The 21338-nt window shown below is 37.8% G+C and carries 19 protein-coding genes; 4 read left to right on the top strand and 15 right to left on the bottom strand.

Annotated features, from left to right (window positions below):
- Positions 1-46 precede the first annotated feature (46 nt).
- The 7 genes from AB3H90_RS00490 to obgE all read right to left on the bottom strand — a co-directional run bounded on the left by AB3H90_RS00490 (position 47) and on the right by obgE (position 7548).
- A complete protein-coding gene (locus AB3H90_RS00490) occupies positions 47-559 on the bottom strand; it encodes an adenine phosphoribosyltransferase (protein ID WP_010719261.1) in 513 nt (170 codons plus the stop codon).
- Between the two features lie 13 nt (positions 560-572).
- The gene (recJ, locus tag AB3H90_RS00485; protein ID WP_094940435.1) at positions 573-2870 is read right to left on the bottom strand and encodes a single-stranded-DNA-specific exonuclease RecJ; all 2298 of its coding nucleotides are present in this window, start codon (positions 2868-2870) and stop codon (positions 573-575) included.
- Between the two features lie 207 nt (positions 2871-3077).
- Positions 3078-3515 (bottom strand): lipopolysaccharide assembly LapA domain-containing protein, encoded by a 438-nt coding sequence (locus tag AB3H90_RS00480; RefSeq protein ID WP_010719263.1) that lies wholly within the window; start codon positions 3513-3515, stop codon positions 3078-3080.
- A 10-nt stretch (positions 3516-3525) separates the two neighbouring features.
- The gene (locus AB3H90_RS00475) at positions 3526-4314 is read right to left on the bottom strand and encodes an SDR family oxidoreductase (RefSeq protein ID WP_010737503.1); all 789 of its coding nucleotides are present in this window, start codon (positions 4312-4314) and stop codon (positions 3526-3528) included.
- Positions 4298-5251, bottom strand: coding sequence for a ribonuclease Z (gene rnz, locus AB3H90_RS00470; protein WP_368015931.1), 954 nt, complete (start codon positions 5249-5251; stop codon positions 4298-4300). The genes AB3H90_RS00475 and rnz overlap by 17 nt, the downstream gene beginning before the upstream one ends.
- Before the next feature lie 164 nt (positions 5252-5415).
- Positions 5416-5967 carry a hypothetical protein gene (locus AB3H90_RS00465; protein WP_010737501.1) on the bottom strand — a complete coding sequence of 184 codons (552 nt, stop codon included), beginning with the start codon at positions 5965-5967 and terminating at the stop codon, positions 5416-5418.
- A 267-nt stretch (positions 5968-6234) separates the two neighbouring features.
- On the bottom strand, positions 6235-7548 hold the full coding sequence (gene obgE, locus AB3H90_RS00460) for a GTPase ObgE (protein ID WP_010719267.1): 1314 nt from the start codon (positions 7546-7548) through the stop codon (positions 6235-6237).
- 329 nt (positions 7549-7877) lie between these two features.
- On the opposite strand from obgE, the gene gap reads away from it, so the two are divergent.
- Complete coding sequence (gap, locus tag AB3H90_RS00455; RefSeq protein ID WP_010719268.1) at positions 7878-8888, top strand: type I glyceraldehyde-3-phosphate dehydrogenase; 1011 nt, start codon at positions 7878-7880, stop codon at positions 8886-8888.
- Between the two features lie 131 nt (positions 8889-9019).
- Here gap and AB3H90_RS00450 read toward each other — a convergent pair whose 3' ends face one another.
- From AB3H90_RS00450 to AB3H90_RS00440, 3 genes are all read right to left on the bottom strand, one after another.
- Positions 9020-11020: a hypothetical protein gene (locus AB3H90_RS00450; RefSeq protein ID WP_368015929.1), complete on the bottom strand. Its 2001-nt coding sequence runs from the start codon at positions 11018-11020 to the stop codon at positions 9020-9022.
- 355 nt (positions 11021-11375) lie between these two features.
- Complete coding sequence (locus AB3H90_RS00445; protein WP_010737499.1) at positions 11376-12311, bottom strand: alpha/beta hydrolase; 936 nt, start codon at positions 12309-12311, stop codon at positions 11376-11378.
- Positions 12312-12653: 342 nt separating this feature from the next.
- On the bottom strand, positions 12654-13748 hold the full coding sequence (locus tag AB3H90_RS00440; protein WP_010719272.1) for a DUF871 domain-containing protein: 1095 nt from the start codon (positions 13746-13748) through the stop codon (positions 12654-12656).
- Between the two features lie 184 nt (positions 13749-13932).
- Between AB3H90_RS00440 and AB3H90_RS00435 the strand changes: the two genes are divergently transcribed.
- The gene (locus tag AB3H90_RS00435; RefSeq protein WP_010719273.1) at positions 13933-14691 is read left to right on the top strand and encodes a peptidylprolyl isomerase; all 759 of its coding nucleotides are present in this window, start codon (positions 13933-13935) and stop codon (positions 14689-14691) included.
- Between the two features lie 127 nt (positions 14692-14818).
- Here AB3H90_RS00435 and fabZ read toward each other — a convergent pair whose 3' ends face one another.
- The gene (gene fabZ, locus AB3H90_RS00430) at positions 14819-15259 is read right to left on the bottom strand and encodes a 3-hydroxyacyl-ACP dehydratase FabZ (protein WP_010719274.1); all 441 of its coding nucleotides are present in this window, start codon (positions 15257-15259) and stop codon (positions 14819-14821) included.
- A gap of 216 nt (positions 15260-15475) precedes the next feature.
- Here fabZ and fabI point away from each other — a divergent pair, with 216 nt between their 5' ends.
- Positions 15476-16231 carry an enoyl-ACP reductase FabI gene (fabI, locus tag AB3H90_RS00425; RefSeq protein ID WP_010719275.1) on the top strand — a complete coding sequence of 252 codons (756 nt, stop codon included), beginning with the start codon at positions 15476-15478 and terminating at the stop codon, positions 16229-16231.
- A 451-nt stretch (positions 16232-16682) separates the two neighbouring features.
- Here fabI and AB3H90_RS00420 read toward each other — a convergent pair whose 3' ends face one another.
- On the bottom strand, positions 16683-17696 hold the full coding sequence (locus AB3H90_RS00420; protein WP_063627060.1) for a branched-chain amino acid aminotransferase: 1014 nt from the start codon (positions 17694-17696) through the stop codon (positions 16683-16685).
- Between the two features lie 168 nt (positions 17697-17864).
- On the opposite strand from AB3H90_RS00420, the gene AB3H90_RS00415 reads away from it, so the two are divergent.
- The gene (locus AB3H90_RS00415) at positions 17865-18779 is read left to right on the top strand and encodes a mechanosensitive ion channel family protein (protein ID WP_034697771.1); all 915 of its coding nucleotides are present in this window, start codon (positions 17865-17867) and stop codon (positions 18777-18779) included.
- Positions 18780-18869: 90 nt separating this feature from the next.
- Here the strand turns inward: AB3H90_RS00415 and cbpB are convergent, their stop codons facing one another.
- The 3 genes from cbpB to rph all read right to left on the bottom strand — a co-directional run bounded on the left by cbpB (position 18870) and on the right by rph (position 21336).
- Positions 18870-19370: a cyclic-di-AMP-binding protein CbpB gene (gene cbpB / locus AB3H90_RS00410; RefSeq protein WP_010719279.1), complete on the bottom strand. Its 501-nt coding sequence runs from the start codon at positions 19368-19370 to the stop codon at positions 18870-18872.
- A gap of 107 nt (positions 19371-19477) precedes the next feature.
- A complete protein-coding gene (locus AB3H90_RS00405; protein ID WP_368015927.1) occupies positions 19478-19990 on the bottom strand; it encodes a metallophosphoesterase in 513 nt (170 codons plus the stop codon).
- Positions 19987-21336: a ribonuclease PH gene (gene rph / locus AB3H90_RS00400; protein ID WP_368015926.1), complete on the bottom strand. Its 1350-nt coding sequence runs from the start codon at positions 21334-21336 to the stop codon at positions 19987-19989. The genes AB3H90_RS00405 and rph overlap by 4 nt, the downstream gene beginning before the upstream one ends.
- Between the last annotated feature and the right edge of the window lie 2 nt (positions 21337-21338).

The raw sequence follows: 21338 nt of genomic DNA, 5'->3' as shown, positions 1-21338 counted from the left end.
ACTTCTTTTTACATTTATTTTTAATGTTTATTAAGCAAAAAATCGTTTAATATTCCATCAAGGTGATCATATCATATCCTTCGATTTTTTCACGACCATCTAAGTCCATTAGTTCGATCAAGAAAGCACAGCCAACAACGACACCGCCCAATTTTTCTACTAATTCGATGGTTGCTTTGATCGTTCCCCCTGTAGCTAATAGGTCATCACAAATCAAAACTCTTTGTCCAGGTTGGATCGCATCTTTATGGAGTGTCAATGTATCTGTACCGTATTCCAGTCCGTAAGTTACTTCGATCGTTTCACGAGGCAACTTCCCTTTTTTACGTACAGGCGCAAATCCAACTCCTAATTCGTAAGCTACAGGACAGCCAACGATGAATCCTCGCGCTTCTGGTCCTACAACCATATCGATTCTTTTTTCTTTCGCATAATCTACGATCTGTTTCGTTGCTTCTCTGTAGGCATCTCCATCAGCCATAAGGGGCGAGATGTCACGAAAAATAATTCCTTTTGCTGGATAATCAGGAATACTTGCAATATATTTTTTTAAATCCACCATTTGTCTCCTCCTAGGTTGTTAACCTTTTTTTAATAGAGGGAATATCACTTAACAATAAGAATTCCTCTACTTTGATTTTTTTTATTCGTTGCTGATAACGCACGCTATCAGTCAACGGATGACTTTTGGGATTAGCGATCTTTTGCAAAACGCCATCTTCTATTGTAACAAATTTCAATTCAAAAAACACCTGAATCATAAAAATTAATAATTTTTGTGGTATTTTTAGATATTGAGCAATTGAGCCTAATTTATAGCGAATATCTATTTTTTCTTGTGTATGGATTAGTTTGAACAATTTGGCATATTGTTCTCTTGATCCAACTCCATTCAAATAAGCTTCTTCATAAGAAATCCCTAATAAGTACATTCGATCGAAAGAACCAAAGGCAAGGATTTCTTTTAATATTTCTAAATCATTTGGACAATCAACTACCAGCAAGGAATGATATGAATTATCGTGGATCAACTGCTTGATATGTTCCACACTTTCGAACACGTGGACATTGTCTGTAGCCAGTCCAGAGATTTCTTTTAAAGAAGAGCGATCAAACGCAAGATACAATGTTTGTGGATCAACCTTCGTTAACTGACGGTATCTCTTTGAACGCCAATCAAAAATTTGAAATCCATCAACAACAAAGTCTGATACCAGCAATTGCGGTTTTTTCCGACCGTTCCATTCATTGATAGCTAATTTCCCAACGATATCCACTGGATTATTTAACAGCTCAGCTTCTTGGTCGCCAAAACCAAATGCTACCGCATCTAACGGACTAGCTTCTTCCATCAATGTTAACTTCAAATGTTGCTGACTCGTACCAATTCTTTTCACATTTTCAGCCAAGATTTGGCGAAACAGAAAGTGAGGTACCGCATTGTCTGTACCATATGGCGCAAGTAACTTTAATTCATTAAGCAATTCAATGGTTACATCTTTGGGTGTAAGGACTTCGTCGATCGGTAGAGCTGCGCCTTTTGTCAAATCTATTTTTTGTTCGGAAACATACTGATTCATTCGTTTTTGTAATTCTTGAAGATTATCACTAGGCATCGTTAACCCTACAGCAGCATGGTGTCCTCCAAAGAAAGTAAATAAGTCACGCATCGCATCTAACATTTCATATAGATTCAGGGCTTCGACACTTCGGCCAGATCCTTTCGCTGTACCATCTTCTTTGATCGTTAAGACGATCGTCGGTTTACCAGTGGCATTCATCAGCTTACCAGCTACGATCCCCAACACTCCCTCATGCCACCCAGGATGGGCAAGAAGGTGGATCTGATTCGTTTCATCAATCATTTCCAATGCTTCTTGGGTAATTTTTTCAACGACTGCTTTTCTTTCTTCATTGATCGTGTTGAGTTTTTTGGCATACGTGAGTGCCGCTTCCTCATCAAAGGTAGCTAGCATCTCGACAGCTGGATTAGGATCACCCATTCGGCCAATCGCGTTGAGCCGAGGGGCAATTGAAAAGCCGATGGTCGTTTCATCTGCTTCTTTCATGGAGACGCCACTTTCATTAAATAAAGCTTGTAAACCGATCCGTTCGGTTTCTTTGATCGTATCTAACCCTAAAGCAACAAGTGTGCGATTTTCGCCTGTCATTGATACCAAGTCTGCAATCGTTCCAATCGCCACTAAATCTAAAAATTCAGCAGGAGGTTCTTCTAATAATGCTGTTGCCACTTTAAAAGCTACTCCGACACCTGCTAGATCAGGAAACGGATAATTCCCTTGTGGATGTCGTGGATGCACGATAGCGTAGGCTTCAGGTAATTCACTGGGCATTTCATGGTGATCTGTGATGATTACATCAACACCTGCTTGTTGCGCATAAGCTACGGCATCGTGACCAGCTACACCATTGTCCACTGTAATGATCAATTGCGCACCTGCATCAATTTTTTCTTGATAAACGGCTTTGTTTGGTCCATAGCCATGGATAAAACGATTGGGTAAAAATGTTTCGACATTGGCGCCGAGTAGCTCCAATGTTTCTTTCATCACTGTCGTACTTGTAATCCCATCTGCATCGTAGTCACCATAAACGACTATTTTTTCACCATTGATCACCGCTTCTTGGATTCGACTGATGGCTTTATCCATGTCATGCATTAAGTAAGGATCATGCAATTCTTGATGTTTGGGATTCAAAAATTCTTTTACTTTCTCTACATCACGATAGCCTCGTTGCCAAAGTAATTTGCCAATAAAAGGCGATAGATTCTCTTGCTTTATACTTTGAAGAAACATTTCAGTCGGTTCTGATTCACTTAATTGCCAATCATAATTTGCTTGTCTCACTTGCTCACCCCTAACCTAGTTATTATAGCAAACGAAAAGTTTAAAAAAAAGAAGAAAGATAGCCACAAACACATTAAAATGGTCTTCAAAAAGTCGTTACTCACTTTTTGAAGACCATTTGACAAACCCGAAACTCAGCCTTTAACTTCTCAGCCAAATATGACAATGGTTCCTGCCATCTTTTATTTTGGTCTCGTTCATGAAACTTTAGTCAAAATAATTATAGCTTTGCTTTGCTGAAATTTTCTGCGTATCAGATGTTGACGACTGTGCTTGTTGTAGTTGTTTTTTCGTTGCTTGTAATTCTGCCTGATAAGCAGCTTCTAATTCTGCTCGTTCATTTCGGAATGTTCGTTGTTGTTCTTCCTTTGCTTCAGCAATTTTTTTATCAAGATTTTCTTGATAATCTGATAGTTCCTGCTTTAATTGTTTGATTTGTTTTTTCTGTTGCCATAAAGTGGTTGATGCAGTAACAAAAACAATCAATGCACCAATAATCGCCGAACCAATGATAACTAAAATCAATGGTGCAGAAAATGAAGCAATCCCAAAGTTAACAGGAACATTTCTGTTGTTTAATACAGCAAATACGACAATGATCAAGACAAGCAAAAATCCAATAATCACACTACTTTGTTTTTTCATACTCTTTCACCTACTTTTTATTAAAAATCCCACTTGCGAGGTAGTCGCCAATAGTCGGAAAGAGAGTGTAAAATTTAGCCGCTATTTCAAGAAGGACAGGACGATTCACTTCACGCTTTGGATGTTCCATTGTTCGTACAATTGTTTTTGCTAGTTTCTCCGGTTCTAAAACAAGTTGACTAACTTTTTCTAAATAACTGCCGGTAGGATCAGCTTTATCAAAAAATTCAGTAGCAACCGGTCCTGGATTCACCGTAGTGACTGCCACTCCAAGTGGTCTTAATTCTAATCGTAAGGCATTAGAAAAGCCTAAGACAGCAAATTTTGTTGCTGAATAGATCGTTGATTTCGCCGTCGCCATTTTCCCAGCCATTGAAGCGATATTGATGATATGTCCTTGCCTTCTTTCAGCCATATCAATCGCAAATTTTTGGGTTAAGACCATCATACCTAGTACATTTACTTCAAACATATCGTAAGCTTTTCCTAAATCGAAAGTTAAAAAATCTTCAAAAATGCCAAAGCCGGCATTATTGACTAACACATCTACACGTCCGACTGTTTGCATCACTTGTTCATAGAGCCGATCGACGCTGTCAGGATCACTCACATCTACTGGAAAAGCATAGGCTTCCTTTCCGCTTAATCTCTGACATTCTGCTTTAACCTCATCAATCAATTGGCTGCGTCGAGCACAAGCAATGACGATAGCACCTTTTTTTGCAGCTTCATAACAGATTTGAGCGCCCAATCCACCAGAACTACCGGTAACTAAGACAACTTTATTTTCTAAATTCATTCTTTTCCTCCTCACGAAATGGAATATCGACAGTATCAAAATCTTTCATGATCCTTGTATTTGCAAAGACCTCACGTGCCTCTTCTTCTAGCTCTTGCGCAGCTTTTCCTAAATAGCGCGCACTGATATGGGTTAATAACAAACTTTTCGCTGCTGCTTCTTTAGCTACTTCAGCCGCTTGATAAGTCGTCGAATGGAAGTAGTTCTTTGCCAACTTGGCTTCATTTTTGTTAAACGTACTTTCATGAACCAAAACATCACAGTCTTGGGCTAATACGATTGAATTTGCTGTCTTCCTCGTATCACCTAAAATCGTAAAGATCCGCCCTTTTTTGTCTGGTCCCACAAACTGCTTCCCGTCCACAACCCTTCCATCAGGTAATTGAACAGATTCTCCTTTTTTCAACTTTCCATATATTGGTCCAGCCGGAATATTCAATTCTTGTAATTTTTCAACTTGAAGCTCTCCTTTATGGTCATGTTCCACAACCCGAAAGCCATAGCTGGCAATTCCATGATCTAATTTTTTAGTATAGACAGAAAAATGCTGATCTTGAAAAATCGGCTGATCTTCAACTAACTCGATGAATTTCAACGGATAGCCTAAACGTGTTTGCGAAACAGCTAACGAAGTTTTGACAAATGTTTCGATTCCTTTTGGTCCGTAGATTTCCAGGGGCGTATCTCCCCCTTGGAATGAACGACTGCTTAACAAGCCTGGCAACCCAAAGATATGGTCACCATGTAAGTGAGTAATAAATATCTTTTCAATCTTTCTTGGACGAATGTTGGTACGTAAGATTTGCATTTGCGTTCCTTCACCACAGTCAAATAACCAGACTTCATTTCTTTCATCCAAAAGTTTTAATGCAATACTGGTAACGTTTCGATGTTTGGCAGGTACCCCTGCACCAGTTCCTAAAAATTGTAATTCCATAATCTACCTGACTTTCTTTAAACTCACTATTAATTTTATGGGAAATGTGTCGGATAATCAACCGAAAGTCCGTATTGCTTCCTAAATAATTGCATTTTTATTGGTACTAAAAAAAGAAAAACGCCTTTTTCACGCGTTTCTCTTTCTTTATTCTGTTCGTCTCTTTATTGAGGATGTTTGTCTTTCCACGATTTCCGTGCCGTTTCTTGTGTTTGTTTTTCGACTTCTTTGGCAGCGTGGACGTCTTCTTCGACCTCTTCATAATCTAAGCGAGTAATTTCGCCACCTAAATCCATCATGACTAATTGGTTCAAAGGACGATTATCTTCTTCTTCAGCAATCAAAATCAAACCGGTTGCTCCTTCGCCAATTTTATTGCCCACAAAATCAAAAACTGTCTGAGCATCTTGGATTTCTTTGGCATCCTGCGTAGCACCGATCATCCCGCCAGCAAACCAGCCTAAAAGAATCCCTAGTGGGCCCCCCAAGACACCGACTAACATTCCGATTAAACCACCTTTTGAAGATTTATTGTTTCCAGTAAAATCCAAAAAATCCTCTATTTTGAATTGATGCGTTCCATTAGGATCATGACTAATCACTGCCATTTGTTCACCCTTGATGGCACGAGAAGCGTGTAATCGTTTGATTTCAGAAAATGCTTGGTAAGCTTGACTCTCTACAGGGAAATTCAAAATAATCACTCGTTTGCTCATAAAAACACTCCTCTATTCATTTTCTTTATTCTAACTTTTATTTTAAAAAAACAAAAGGAAAAACCCTTTAATAAATAACACATAAGAAATATAAATTTTTCCTATTAAAAAATCTTTCTGAATACTATTGGTGATAGCTTAAAAATTTTTACCAAAAGACAAATCCTACCATTGCTTAAACCAAAAAAGCGCCAAACCATTTTTCTGGTTTGACGCTTTGTTGTTATTGAGTGTTAACATGGGCTCTTTTCATGAGCATACGTAATCTTATTCGACAAACTCAAATTCAAATTCACCAATTCTCACTAAATCGCCATCTTTTGCTCCACGGGCACGTAAAGCTTCGTCAACGCCCATTCCTCTCAACTGACGAGCAAAACGCATAACAGTTTCATCGTGATCGAAATTCGTCATTTGGAATAGTTTCTCAATTTTTTCTCCTGATAAGATCCAAGTAGCATCAGGATCGCGATCGATTTTAAATTCTGGCCCTTCTGGATTGAATCCATATTGAACTGTTTCTTCTTCGATTTCTTCATCATATAACGGAAACTCTGGTGTTACTTCTAGAAGATCCGCTGTCGCATTCAGCAATGGATCAATGCCTTTTCTTGTTACCCCTGAAACTGGAAAAATCGGCATATCGTCTGCAAATTCATCTGTTTTTTCTTTATTAAGCTGCTCTTTGAATTTTTTCAAATTTTCTTCTGCGTTTGGCATGTCCATTTTATTGGCTACAATTATTTGAGGTCGTTCCAATAAACGAAGATTATAAGTAGACAATTCATGGTTGATCGCCAAATAGTCTTCGTAAGGATCTCTGCCTTCCATCCCGCTCATATCAATCACATGTAAAATAACACGAGTACGTTCGATATGACGTAAAAACTGCGTTCCTAAGCCAACACCTTGAGAAGCTCCTTCAATCAATCCAGGAAGGTCCGCTGCTGCAAAACTGCGTCCATCGCTAGTTGTTACCATACCAAGATTTGGTACTAATGTCGTGAAATGGTACGCGCCGATTTTAGGACGAGCAGAAGAAATAACTGAAAGCAGCGTTGATTTACCTACAGATGGAAAGCCAACCAGCCCAACATCAGCCAAGACTTTTAGTTCTAATTCGATTCTGCGTTCTTGACCTGGTTCGCCGTTTTCTGCAATTTCTGGTGCTGGGTTTCGTGGAGAAGCAAAGCGGATGTTTCCTCGTCCCCCTCGACCGCCTTTAGCAACGACTAAGGTTTGACCATTTTCAATCAAATCGCCTAACAAAGCCCCTGTTTCAGCATCACGGACAGTCGTTCCTTGAGGGACTTTCACATAAGTATCTTCTGAGCCACGGCCGTGCATCCCTTTACTCATTCCGTTTTCTCCTGGCTGTGCTTTAAAATGGCGATTGAAACGAAAATCCATTAATGTACGTAAACCTTCATCAACAATCAAAATGACGTCACCGCCACGACCGCCGTCACCACCAGCAGGTCCTCCATCAGGTACATATTTTTCTCTGCGAAAAGCGACCATTCCGTCGCCGCCTTTACCGGCCTTCACATCGATGGTTACTTGATCTAAAAACATGGACATCTTTAAGTCCTCCTATTTTAATTATCTATTATTCATTTGACTGCCTGAATTTCCACAATAAACAAAAGTCTTATTTATTTTATCGGTCAAAAGCTATTTTGTCTATCGTTTCAATTAAACTTTCCAGGTTTTGTTCATTTTTTCTATTCTACTTAAGGAAATTGTTTCAAAGATCTCCTAGTACTTGACATCTCTCAGACCATTTTATCACTTTACTTTTGTAAGTATCTTTTTTTGACAAATTTTGTGAACAGGAGGAAAATGACAGTGTATTAATCAAGGATGCGAAGTTTGCACCCTCAATATCACTAAAGGAGGAACTTTTGATTATGACAGTAAAAGTAGGTATTAACGGATTTGGACGTATTGGACGTTTAGCTTTCCGCCGAATCAAAGAAGTATCTGATGATATTGAAGTCGTAGCAATCAATGACTTAACTAGCCCAACCATGTTGGCACAGTTGCTACAATTTGATTCAACTCATGGAACCTATCCCGGTACAGTTACTGCAACAGAAGACTCAATCGTAGTAGATGGTGAAGAAACGCGTGTCTATGCTGAACCAGATGCAAGTAAAATCCCTTGGGTTAAAGAAAACGGGGTCGATATCGTACTGGAATGTACTGGTTTTTATACTTCGGAAGAAAAAGCACAAGCCCATTTGAACGCTGGGGTAAAACGTGTAGTGATCTCTGCTCCTGCTGGTGCAATGAAAACTATCGTATACAATGTAAATGATGATACGTTAGATGCTAATGATAAAATCATTTCGGCAGGCTCTTGTACGACAAACTGTTTAGCACCGATGGCTTATTTCTTAAATAATGAATTTGGTATCGAAGTGGGGACTATGACTACCGTTCATGCTTATACTTCTACACAAATGTTATTAGACGGACCAGTAAAAGGTGGAAATTTACGGGCAGCTCGATCAGCAGCTGACAACACGATCCCTCACTCAACAGGTGCGGCAAAAGCAATTGGCTTAGTTATTCCAGAGCTTCAAGGGAAATTGCAAGGTCACGCACAACGAGTACCTGTAGTGGATGGTTCATTAACAGAACTAGTTTCCATTTTAAAAACAAAAGTGACCGCTGAACAAGTGAACGAAGCGATCAAGAAACATACTGAAGACAATCCATCATTTGGTTACGATGATCGTCAAATCGTCTCCGGTGACGTAATCGGTACCACCCAAGGTTCGATTTTCGATCCAACTCAAACAGAAGTCACAACGGCTGGCGATTACCAACTCGTAAAAACCGTTGCTTGGTATGACAATGAATATGGCTTCACTTGTCAAATGATCCGTTTGTTGGAAAAATTTGCTAATCTTTAATCGCCAAAAGATCACACGTTTTCAAAGATAGAAAATAGAGACCGTTTGAACGACTCGTTGAGTGGTTCAAACGGTCTCTTTGTCTAGTTCTTCTAAACTGGTTCAAAAAGAACGAGTGATGGTAAACCTTATCATCTCTCTTGATCAAAGATAGAATTTTTATAAACGTCCCTTATTTGCGAATTACTAGCTCGTGTTTTTTTCACTTTCTTTTGAGCAAAGTGTTCTGGATAAGCTATTTTCAATGCTCTTTCTTCTCCTAAATTATTCGCTAACTCTGTATTTTTTCCACTCAATTTCTCAAGATCATTAATATAAACATAACGCCCTAACTGCATTGTACTTGAAAAAATAGCAAAATCTACTGCGGCAGAAAAATGATGAAATCCCTGTTTTGATTTTAAATAAGCACTTTGATCAATGATATAATCCGTAACTTTTCCTCCATTGCTAATTAAAGATAAATCCCTTTGAAGGATAAAGTCACTTTTGTTCTTATCGTTGCTCTTATTGAGTGCTTGTGCTAGTTCTGATAGGTTAGATTTAGAAATTTCAAATTCATGTACACAAGGTAACAGACCATTTACTTGCGTTCTTTTTTGATAGTAACCTGTGGGATCAACCACTGAAACGATAAAGTTCCCGAAAGTATTTTTCCGTATCACACAACCAAGATTCTGTTTTTCATGAGGACCCTTGTCCTTCAACTTGATCTGAATATCATGAGAAGTAACTAGAAAAGAAGTTGGATCGCCTGGCATTAATCGAGAGAGTTCTTGTACAATCGAATTTTTTTCTAACTGATAATACTTACTATATTGAAGTGAACGGCTAATTGCTGCCACTTCATTTGGCAGAACAATCCCTCTTGACTGTTTTAATTGTTCTTCTGCTTTCTCAAATATTCCTTTTGGTTCCCGCAGCTCAGCTAGGTAAATCCCTCTGTCTTCTACTTCTACTGAATCTTGTCTAGACAGCGATTTTCTTTGTTGAGAAGTTGTGAGTATTGTATCTTCAATTTTTGTTTTCCAATTCTTATCCATATTTTCCACTTGTTCAGTTTTATTATGTACAATAACCATCGAATGAAGAAGATCTTCCGAATATTGTAATTGGTTCATCCTCTTAAGTGCTGCGTAATGAAACTCATTCATCAAACGTTTATGATTATTTTGTTGAGTTGCTGGTGTAAGATTGAAGTAATCCATTTGGGGCTTCGTTTGTTCATCAATGGCCTTAACCTTCTGACCTTGTATTTGACCGCTCTTTTGAACATCCTCATGAATTTGATCAATAGCATTCCCATAAAAAATGTAGTCAACAGTGTAATATAGTTGCGGAAGTAAGAAATGAAATTTTTTTGAATGTGATATATTCTTTGCCGTTTCTTTTATTTCTTGTTTATTCCTAAGATTCTCAAATTTATCCACTAGTGTAGTCATATTCTCATGGCTAGAGTGTAATGGCGTGCCCAATAGATTGGCTAACTCTTTGGTTTTGTCTTGATCGACTGCGTATTTGCGAATCGTGAGCTCTTGGTCATTCGAGGCTACCAATGTAACGAGATATTTATTTTTTTGATTTTGGATAATTGCTCCTGTTAAACTAGTATATACAGGCTCGTTTTCTGTTGTGTCCTTAATCAACTCTTTTTCCTCTTTATGTAACGGTCTCCCACTTAGGAGTGGTAATATGAGAAAACGAGCTTCATCTCCACTTAAGTGTAAAAGTTCCTGTTCTATTTTTTGTGTCTCTTGGATAGCATCGCTACTCCGTTCGAATGAATCGTACATTGTAAACTGACCTTTTTCTTCAGCTAAACTTGTTATGTTAGGATCGTCACTCACATTGATCATATGACTCCAATTTTTCAAATACTCTTTAAACATCGCTTTCGTCTCATTCAAATCAGGAATATGCCGAATATCTCCAACTGGAAGATCAAAAAATTGTTCATACATTTTGAAATTCCCAAATTTGTCTTGCTTATTTACTTCAATCGAAGGTTTTTTTTTGAACAAACGTTTTGTACGGTTCACAATTGAATGTTTAGTGTCTTTAGAGGATATTGAATTGACTAATAATCGTGCGCGCAAAGCTTGTTCTAGTTCTAGTTTATTTGCCAGTGGCATTTTTTCGCTCCCTTTCTTGAGATCATTTTTTATAATAAAAATCGTTTCGTACGATTGATTCGCTTTTTTTCATGAAACGATTTTATATCCGTTTTTATGTCAAAAAGGCTCCTAAATTCATTTTCTCTATTTTCATTCTTCACAATGTATTTTTCGATAATGACAGAAAGGTTCCTCTTTGCCTATTCTTGATTTTCGTTCGTTTTTTTGTCTGATTTATGTAAAATTCTCAACCATATATGTAAGCAGTCACCCATATTTCTATTGTGAACGGATGACTGCCGGTAAATAAAAAGAATGAGTTCTCTCTATTAGAATCCTAAAATTATTTTTGTATTAGCTATTAGCAAACAACTCATTGGACATATTTTGCTAAAAACTCTTTGACGGTTTGCTGATACTTTTCTGGGTCTGCCTGATACGCTTTTGCGTGTTCGGCTCCCTTGACCACGTATTTTTCTTTTGGTCCCTTAGTTGCAGCATATACTTTTGCTAACATATTATAGGGAACGAATGTATCCGCATCACCATGGATAAATAACATTGGTTTCGTATTTTTAGTTAATTGATCAACGGCACTTGCTTCCCCAAAAAAATACCCTGCTCGAATTTTTGTAATCAAGCTAGTCACTTGGATCAATGGAAAAGAAGGTAAATTGAACATATCTTTTAGTTGATATGCAAGTTCTTCATCAACTGACGAATACCCACAGTCTTCGATGATCGCTTTCACGTTATTTGGTAGCTTCTCACCGCTCGTCATCATCACAGTTGCAGCACCCATACTTACTCCATAAAGCACGATTTGTTGCGACTGCCCTGTTTCTGCTATGATTTTATCGATCCATTGGACGTAATCTTTTCGCTCTGGCCAACCGAATCCGATATAATCCCCTTCACTACGCCCGTGGCCTCGAGCATCTGGAACTAACACATTGTAGCCTAAATCATGAAACATTTTTGCATAATTTGCCATTGTTTCTGCATTCCCCATATAACCATGGGCAACAATAACTGTTTTATCACTTTTCTTTTCTGCTGGCAGATAGATCGCAGACAATTTCAAATGATCTGTTGATGTTAGATGCCAGTAAGTGCGATTCTCTTTCTGATTGAACCACTTTGTCGCCTCGTTTTCTTTTGTTGTTTGAGAAGTTCCCGGCGTATCGTTTTCTAAAAAATCCTTTTCTGATGGGACAACTGCATAATTATAAAAATAGTTGCCTGCAAATAATAGAACCACTATCACGACAATAGCAATTCCGATTACTATTTTTGTCAAAAGTTTCATCGCTTTCCTTCCTTATTCCATTATTAATACTAATTCTTGATTAAGTATAAACAAAGAAGTTATTCGATGCAATCCTTCCAAGAGTAAATATAAAGCTCCACATCACCCATTTCTCTTCAAATTTCATTATAAATGGTTGTAAAAAAAACATCTTCACACAACTAATCTATCAAGATCAGTCTTGTTATCTCAGAGACATAACATCTTGACAAATTATTTAGACTAATCAATTTTTCAATCATTTTTACAAAAAAACTTCAAAACCAGTAGAATTAACCGGCTTTGAAGTTTCCCCGATGGTTCTTAGCTTTTAAACAAAAATAGTTTAAAAGTTAGGAACCATTATTTTTTATTTTCGATCATTTTAAAACTTGACCACGGTTTTAAGAAGTCTAATAAGAACAATTCATCTTCTGAAATACGTCCGACTACATTCACACGACCGTCATTTTTCATCTCTTTTAGCGCAATTTGAGTTTCACCTTTGTATTGGTCATACCCCACATTATCAATCAAGACATCCCCGCGAGACATGTCCCGGGTATTATGTGGTGGGAATGGTTTATCTTTATAGTAGATTCGTGTCATTGTTGATCGAAGGATATATTCTGAACGATCACCACGATAGCTGTGGAGATTATCAAACAAACAAATCCGTTCATCTTCGGTGATATCTTCTTCAACATCTACTTTCAACGTTGGATAATCTGCATTAAATGCTTCTGCCATCGCTTTTAGTTCTTCCTCGCTTGCATAAGCATTACCGATAGAAATATCATCGATCAAACCCGTAAGCATCAAGTGCTTGACTTGTGTAGAAATCTCTAAGTTTCGATGATCTTCAAGCGAACACAAACCGTCTTGCGTTGGCCATGGTCCGAAATCAGCGGTTTGAGAATTGACGAATGCCATTGTATTCAAATTATAATTTCTAAATTTTTCTGAGCAATACACAAAATGATCATAACTCAAACCAGAATAGCGATGAGGGTAAAAATTATGAGACCCTAACAAATTATTAGTATTCGGAGAATAACTCATGATGTTGTCAACATAACTAGTTCCAGAACTCATATTGATCTCAATCTTAATACCGTATGGATTACGTGTCATTTTTGCTTCTTCAGCTCCCGTAAACCCGATATCTAAACGGATGCCGTACGCTCCCATCTTATGGAAAAAGGAAAGATCATCGTAGGATATCCCTAATTGTTCAAATAATGCTGGATTGATATCTACCATAACTTCCATTCCTAATTGGTTCGCATATTCCACAACTTTAGAAAAATCAGCTAAAACCTTCTCTTTGTCATCTTCTATTTGTAATAAGCTAGTAAATACACGTTTGAATCCATATTTATGTGCTAAATCCAAATATGCTTTGTCCTTTTTGAACGTTGAACGTTCCGGATAAATCGAAATACCTAATTTCCCCATCAGTTGAATCCTCCCAAAATCTTTTTTGTATCCACTTACATTATAACAAAAGCGCTTTAAATGGTCTACACCTTTGAGAAAAGTGATCATAAACGAAGAAATTATGAGAAAAAGAATAGGTAAATTGATCATTATTTGTTATCATTATAGATAACAAACTGATTATCTTTGAAAGGAACCAAAAATGAAAACAAAAAAACTTCTTTTAAGTATGGGATTGGTTGCAACCCTACTATTTGCAGCAGGGTGTAATCAAAGTGAACCAAAAACAAACACTTCTGAAACAACAAGTTCAACAGAAAAAACAACGGAAAGCAGTACAAAAGAAAGTGTCGATTTAAACGCACTCCCTCTTCCTCAATTGAGCAATGAGGTCGCTGCCAATGAAGATCTGGTTGAGATGGTCACATCAAAAGGGACAATCAAAATGAAATTATTCCCTGAATTGGCCCCTAAAGCAGTTGAGAATTTTATGACACATGCTAAAGATGGCTATTACGATGGCTTGACTTTCCACCGAGTGATCAAAGATTTCATGATCCAAGGAGGCGATCCTAAAGGGGATGGTACTGGCGGTGAAAGTATTTGGGGCAAAGGATTTGAAACTGAAATATCTAACCAGCTTTACAACATCCGCGGAGCTTTATCCATGGCACGTGCCCAAGATCCTAACAGTAATGGGAGCCAATTTTTTATCGTCCAAAACTCAGATGATATGCATGACGGACTATTAAAAGATGATTACCCTCAAGCAATCATCAATGCGTATAAAAATGGTGGCTATCCTAGTTTAGATGGTGAATATACGGTCTTTGGACAAGTCATCGAAGGAATGGACGTTGTAGATAAAATCGCAGAGGTTGAAACAGATGCCTCAGATAAACCAAAAGAAGCGGTTAAAATTGAAAAAATCAATATTTTACAAGAAGCGAAAGAATCATAAGACGAATCATTAAGTAAAAGCCGAAGAATAACGAAAGGTACTCCATTGCCCTTCGCTGTTCTTCGGCTTTTACTGATAACTGGGTCCTTGTAAATTCTGCTTTTATAAAAAAAGCCGCTTTACCCAATTAAGCATCTTTGTTCACAATAAAAGTAAACTCACACTCACAAACTTTTTTATCCTCGACATAAGCCGCAGATAAAGCGGTCCCTACTGCACCCTTCATTTTTGTGATTTCAAAATGACATTTCATCACGTCACCAGGAACCACTTTCTGGCGAAATTTCGCTTTGTTAATCCCACCGATATACGCTCTTTTGCCTAAAAATTCTTCTGATTTTAAAATCAGAATCGATCCAGCTTGCGCTAAGGTTTCTAGAATCAATGCACCAGGCATTACTGGATTATCAGGAAAGTGTCCTTGGAAGAAATCTTCATTGATCGTTACATTTTTCGTTGCGACGATTTTCTTTCCTGGTTCTAAGGTATCGACATAATCGATATAGCATATTGGATAACGATTGGGAATCAAGTCCATTACTTCAGTAGCTGATAATACGTAAGACATAATATACTCCTTCTTTTGGCTAATTGCCTTGATTATTACTTTGATTATCAAAGTATCATATTCTTAAATTTTTAGCAATCTTTTTTTATTATTAAAAAAAATAGTTTGACAATCAAAGCATTTTGACTAATAATAGAAAATCAAGAGGTTATTATTTTGCAATTATTGTTTATTATACAACCTATTAAATCTTTTTAAGATCAAAGGAGTGTCAATATGTCTTTTTTAGAAGGAAAGAAAATCGTCATTATGGGCGTCGCAAATAAGCGTAGTATTGCTTGGGGTTGTGCCGAAGCAATGATGAAACAAGGTGCTGAGATCATCTATACTTATCAAAATGAACGCATGAAAAAATCATTGCTTAAATTAGTCGGCGAAGATGCCTTTACGGTGGAATGTGATGTATCAAGTGATGAAAGTATTGAAAAAGCAATGGATGCAATCGGCGAATATGCTGGAGAAATCCACGGCCTAGTACACGCGATCGCATACGCAAACAAAGAAGAATTATCAGGAAACGTATCCGATATCTCACGTGATGGCTATCAATTAGCGCAAGATATCAGTAGCTATTCATTAATCGCTGTAACAAAATATGCACAAAAGTATCTAGCACATAACAGCGGAATTGTAAGCATGTCTTATTTAGGATCAGAACGCGCTATTCCTAACTACAACATGATGGGAATTGCAAAAGCATCTTTAGAAGCAGCCATCCGTTACTTAGCTGCAGAACTATCTCCTAAAGGCATTCGTGTCAACGGTATTTCAGCTGGGGCGATCAAAACATTAGCGGTTACTGGCGTGAAAGATTACCAAAAATTGATCCAATTATCTGAATCACGTACACCAGATCAACAAGGTGTGACGATCGAAGAAGTCGGGAATGCCTGTGCCTTTTTAATTAGCCCATTATCAAGCGGAATGATTGGCGACATCGTTTATGTAGATAAAGGCGTCCACTTATCTTAAGAGAACCCTATTTACTTTAGTCATCCCATTTAAAACAACACGAATCGCTTTTTATTTAAGTAAGATAACGGAAAAATTCGTTTAACACTAACGAACTCACCGGTTTCAAATAAACTTTAAACGACGACCTACTATTGATAGGCTTATCAATAGTAGGTCGTCGTATTTTGATTGATCCCTAAAAAAATATGAGACCCAGACAATGATACGCATGAAATATGCCTATCTAGATTATTGTGACAGATTACAAGCCATTTGATTGTTAAAATATAAATAGTTTATATTTTAATATGAGTGAAATTGTATTTTCTATTTGGTGATGGACAAACTCTTCTAAAGTAGTATGTGGCAAGAAAGCTTGTAGAACTAATTTTATAAAAAAACTAGGACAGATCGTCTTTATCTGTCCTAGAAATCGTAGCATCTCTTTTTTATTAGATTATACTGTTGTTTATTCTACTACTTCGATCCAACCCTCAGGCGCTTCTACATCGCCAAACTGGATCCCTGTCAATTCATCATACAATCGTTTAGTTACAGGACCAACTTCTGTTTCGCTATGGAAAACATGTAAGTTATTTTGATAATAGATCCCTCCGATCGGTGAGATGACCGCTGCTGTGCCACACGCTCCTGCTTCGGCAAATTGGTCTAATTGATCAATAAAGATATCCCCTTCGACAGCAGTTAAGCCTAAACGCTCTTCAGCCAATTGTAAGAGTGAATATTTCGTGATACTTGGTAAAATCGATGGCGATTGCGGTGTGATAAATTGCCCATCTTTAGTAATACCAAAGAAATTCGCTGCACCGACTTCTTCAATTTTCGTGTGAGTAGCAGGATCTAAATACACGCAGTCTGAATAATCTAATTCCTTCGCTTGTGTACCTGGCAACAGACTAGCTGCATAGTTCCCTCCTACTTTTGCTGCCCCTGTTCCATTAGGTGCTGCCCGGTCGTACTCTGATACGATAAAGTTCGTTGGTTTCAAACCACCTTTAAAGTAAGCACCAACTGGTGTACAGAAAACGACAAATAAGTACTCTGGCGCTGGGTGCACACCAATGTTTTCACCGACACCAATCAGAAAAGGACGTAAGTATAATGTTGCGCCTGTCCCATAAGGTGGTACAAATGCTTCGTTCGCTTTGACTACATCTTTCACAGCATCAATGAACATTTTTTCTGGTACCATCGGCATCAATAATCGTCTAGCACTTTGATTCAAACGACGGCTGTTTTGATCTGGTCGAAAAAGATTGATCTTGCCATCTTTTCTTCGGTAAGCTTTTAATCCTTCAAAGCATTGTTGTCCATAATGAAGCGCTGGAGAACCTTCATGGATTGTTAAATAGTTGTCTTCCGTCAATTCTCCTTTTTCCCATTGACCATCTTTCCACTTTGCAACGTAACGCCAAGGAGTTTTGATATATGAGAAACCTAAATTATTCCAATCCAATTGCATATTCATTCCACCTATCTTTGTTTTGTGAATATTTTAGCACTATCCTTGAGGTTTGTCATTTTATTTTTTGGAAAATTTCTGAAATTTGAAACAGTTTTGCTGATTTTCTTTTTCCCTCGTTCTTGTTACAATACAGTAGTGAGTATATATTTTAGAAAAGGGGATCTTATGTTTTTACAACTAGCGACAACAGCAACCACTTCCACAGGTGAAACATTAACTGACCAAGCAGTCCACCAAGTGAATGCTTTTCAACGTTTCTGGAATACGATCGATTGGGATGCAATTTTTGCAACCTTCATCCAAAAAGGACTTTATTTAGTTTTTTTAATTCTTTTATTTGCCATACTCAACCGTGTCGGAAAATATTTAATTGATAAATCTTTTAAACAATATTCTAAGAAATCGGTTTTGAATGAAAGTCGTTTAAAAACGTTACACAGTCTGTTAAATACGATTTTCCAATACACGATGGGTTTTTTCTTTATTTATGCGATTTTATCCGTCATTGGTGTTCCGATTGGTTCATTGTTGGCAGGAGCGGGAATTGCTGGGGTAGCAATTGGATTGGGCGCACAAGGCTTTATGAGTGATGTGATTACTGGCTTTTTCATTATTATGGAACAACAAATGGATGTCGGAGATTATGTAAAATTAGCAAATCTGTCAATTGAAGGAACAGTGGCTTCTGTCGGTATTCGGACGTTACAGCTAAAGGCTGTAGACGGTACGGTTCACTTTATTCCCAATCGAAACATCACGACTATCAGCAACCTATCCAGAGCGAATATGCAAGTTCTACTTGATATTCGCATCGTGCCGGAAGAAGGCTATGATTCTATCTACGAAATCATCGATCGTGTAAATCAACGATTAGCTGAAAAATACCAAGACGACTTACAAACTGAACCAACAATTTTTGGATTAGTCGATTTAGGGAACAGTAATTTTGCGATTCGAACCATTTGTTATGCCTTGAATGGAAAACAATTTGTTTTGAAAGAAGAATTTTTGAGTTCTTATGTAAAAGAATTGACAACAGCAGGATTTACCATTCCTAACAGCCCGATCAGCTTGAAATAAAAAAGATTGAGACGATTCCTTACGCTTTCCATTAAATGACCTTAATGGAGAAATAAGTGTAATCAGTCTCAATCTTTTTTGCTTTAATCGTTAACTAACGATGTCTAACTTTTCTTTTAATTCTTCGACTTTAGGCGAAACAATGTTTCGTCGTTCCAATTCATGCACCATATAGTTGACTGCCTTTAGTAGTTCTTTTCGAGTAATGATCCCTTTAAAAACTTTGTCTTCTGTAACAACCGGTAGAAAAGGTGAATCAACTAATAAATGGAGAACTTCTTCTAGTTCCCAATTTTCATCGATCGTTGCAACATTCGTTTCCATTACATCTGCAACGGTTAGTCCTTCTAATGGGTCCATGCTGATCGTTTGTAGATCGATCATTTTATTGACGACATCAGATAAGCTAACTAATCCCACAAAACGGTCATCTTTTCCTAGTACAGGGATCTTCGTATAACCTACTTTCGATAAAACAAGCAAACCATGTGATAATGGATGTTGATACATGACATTCGCTACATTTTCAGCTGAGATCAAAAAAGTCTCTCGATTTTGTAGCAATAACTCTCTTACAATCGGTCCAATCATTGGAGGGCCTCCATTTCAATTTCATTTCAACATAATTATTTTACCGAAAACGGATGCAAAATTCATATAAAAAATCGAGATTTTAGTAAAAATTAGAGATTTTTTGCTTACAAGGAAAAAGTGAAAGCCAGTTCCTCGACAGGTTGATGCGCTCGATTATAATATTGAACATTGACTTGTTCTCCACTGTGTTCAATCAAGGCATAAGAAGGGATTTGGATCGGTCCTCGTGGTTGCGAAATGCTTCCAGGATTCAAATACAAGACCCCTTCTACTACCTCACAACCAATTTGATGCGTATGACCAAAAAAGACCATTGTTGCTTGGTTGGCTTGCGCTTCAAGCGCTAATTGAGTAAGACCAAAACGAACATTTGCCAAATGTCCATGAGTGATAAATATTTTATCTTTCCCAGTATCAACCCACTCTTTTTCAACAAATCCCGGTCCGAAATCACAATTTCCCTTGACTACATGGAAGTGCGTCCACAATTGATCTTCTGGAGATAATTCTGAATCGCCACAGTGAAAGAAGAAATCCACTTTCGTTTGATAACGAGCAACTAGATTAGCTAAGATTTCCCGATCACCATGGTTATCACTGACAACTAAATATTTCATTTGTTTTCACCTTCCAACCAGCTTTGCCATACTTGGCTCAATTTTTTCATTGCTTGTGCCCGGTGGCTGACTTGGTTTTTTTCTTCACTTGACATTTCGGCTGCAGTTTCAGTTGAACCGTCAGGAATAAATAGTGGATCATACCCAAAGCCGTTGTCTCCTCTTGGGATTCTTCCTACTTTTCCTGGCCATTGCGCTTCCACCACTAGACTTTCTTTATCCGGTGCAGCAAAAACCAAGGTGCAATGAAATTGCGTCGTTCTTTTCTCATCTGGAATCTCCGTCATCTCATAAAGTAATTTCGCATTGTTTCCTGCGTCACTTTTGTGTTCACCGGCAAATCGTGCAGAGTAGATTCCTGGCATGCCACCTAAAGCATCTACTTTCAAACCAGAGTCATCAGCTAATACAGGTTGATTCAACAAATAAGCAATCGTTTCCGCCTTCAGACGAGCATTTTCCTCAAACGTTGAACCAGTTTCTTCTACATCAGGTAATTCAGGATAGTCAAACAATGTTTTGACTTCATAACCAGCTTTGCCAAACATCGCTTTAAATTCTTCTGCTTTCCCAGCATTTTTGGTAGCAATAACGATCGTCTTCAAATCGTCCTCTCTTTCTGCTCGTTGCTCGAACAAGACATTTTTTTGTTCAAGAATCAATTGCTCAATCGCTGTTTTTCCATAAAAGAGCAGATCGTTTAATTGTTCTCCATCAAAGGTTGCTTCTTCCCCAGTTCCTTGAATCTCGACAAATTTGCCAGATTCAGTCATGACTAGATTCATATCGACTAGCGCTGCAGCATCTTCTTCATAATCTAAATCTGCCACACATGTCTGATCGGGTAAAATCCCAACACTGATAGCAGCTAAATGTTCAATAACTGGATCTTCACGTAAAACTTTTGTTTGAAGTAACTTTTCGACTGCTAATTTTAACGCAATAAAAGCTCCTGTGATGCTAGCCGTTCTTGTCCCACCATCTGCTTGCAAAACATCGCAATCAATGATAATACTACGTTCGCCTAACTTTTTCAGATCAACGACCGCTCTTAACGAACGACCAATCAACCGTTGGATTTCCATTGTGCGTCCTGAAAGTTTTCCTTTGCTGCTTTCTCTTCGATTTCTAGTATGAGTCGCACGTGGCAACATGCTATATTCTGCTGTTACCCAACCAGTTCCTGTTTCTCTTAAAAATGGCGGAACGTTTTCTTCAATCGTAGCAGAACAATTGACGATCGTATCACCAAAGTGAATCATAACAGAACCTTCTGGATGTTTAAAAACATTTGTTTCAATCTTTATTTTTCTTAACTGCTGAGGTTGTCTTCCATCGTGACGCATCT

Origin of the sequence: Enterococcus sp. C63 (genome assembly GCF_040887215.1) — a bacterium.
GTDB lineage: Bacteria > Bacillota > Bacilli > Lactobacillales > Enterococcaceae > Enterococcus_B > Enterococcus_B hirae.
The sequence above is the reverse complement of the archived record's forward strand: the minus strand, read 5'-3'. Positions and strand labels throughout refer to the sequence as shown.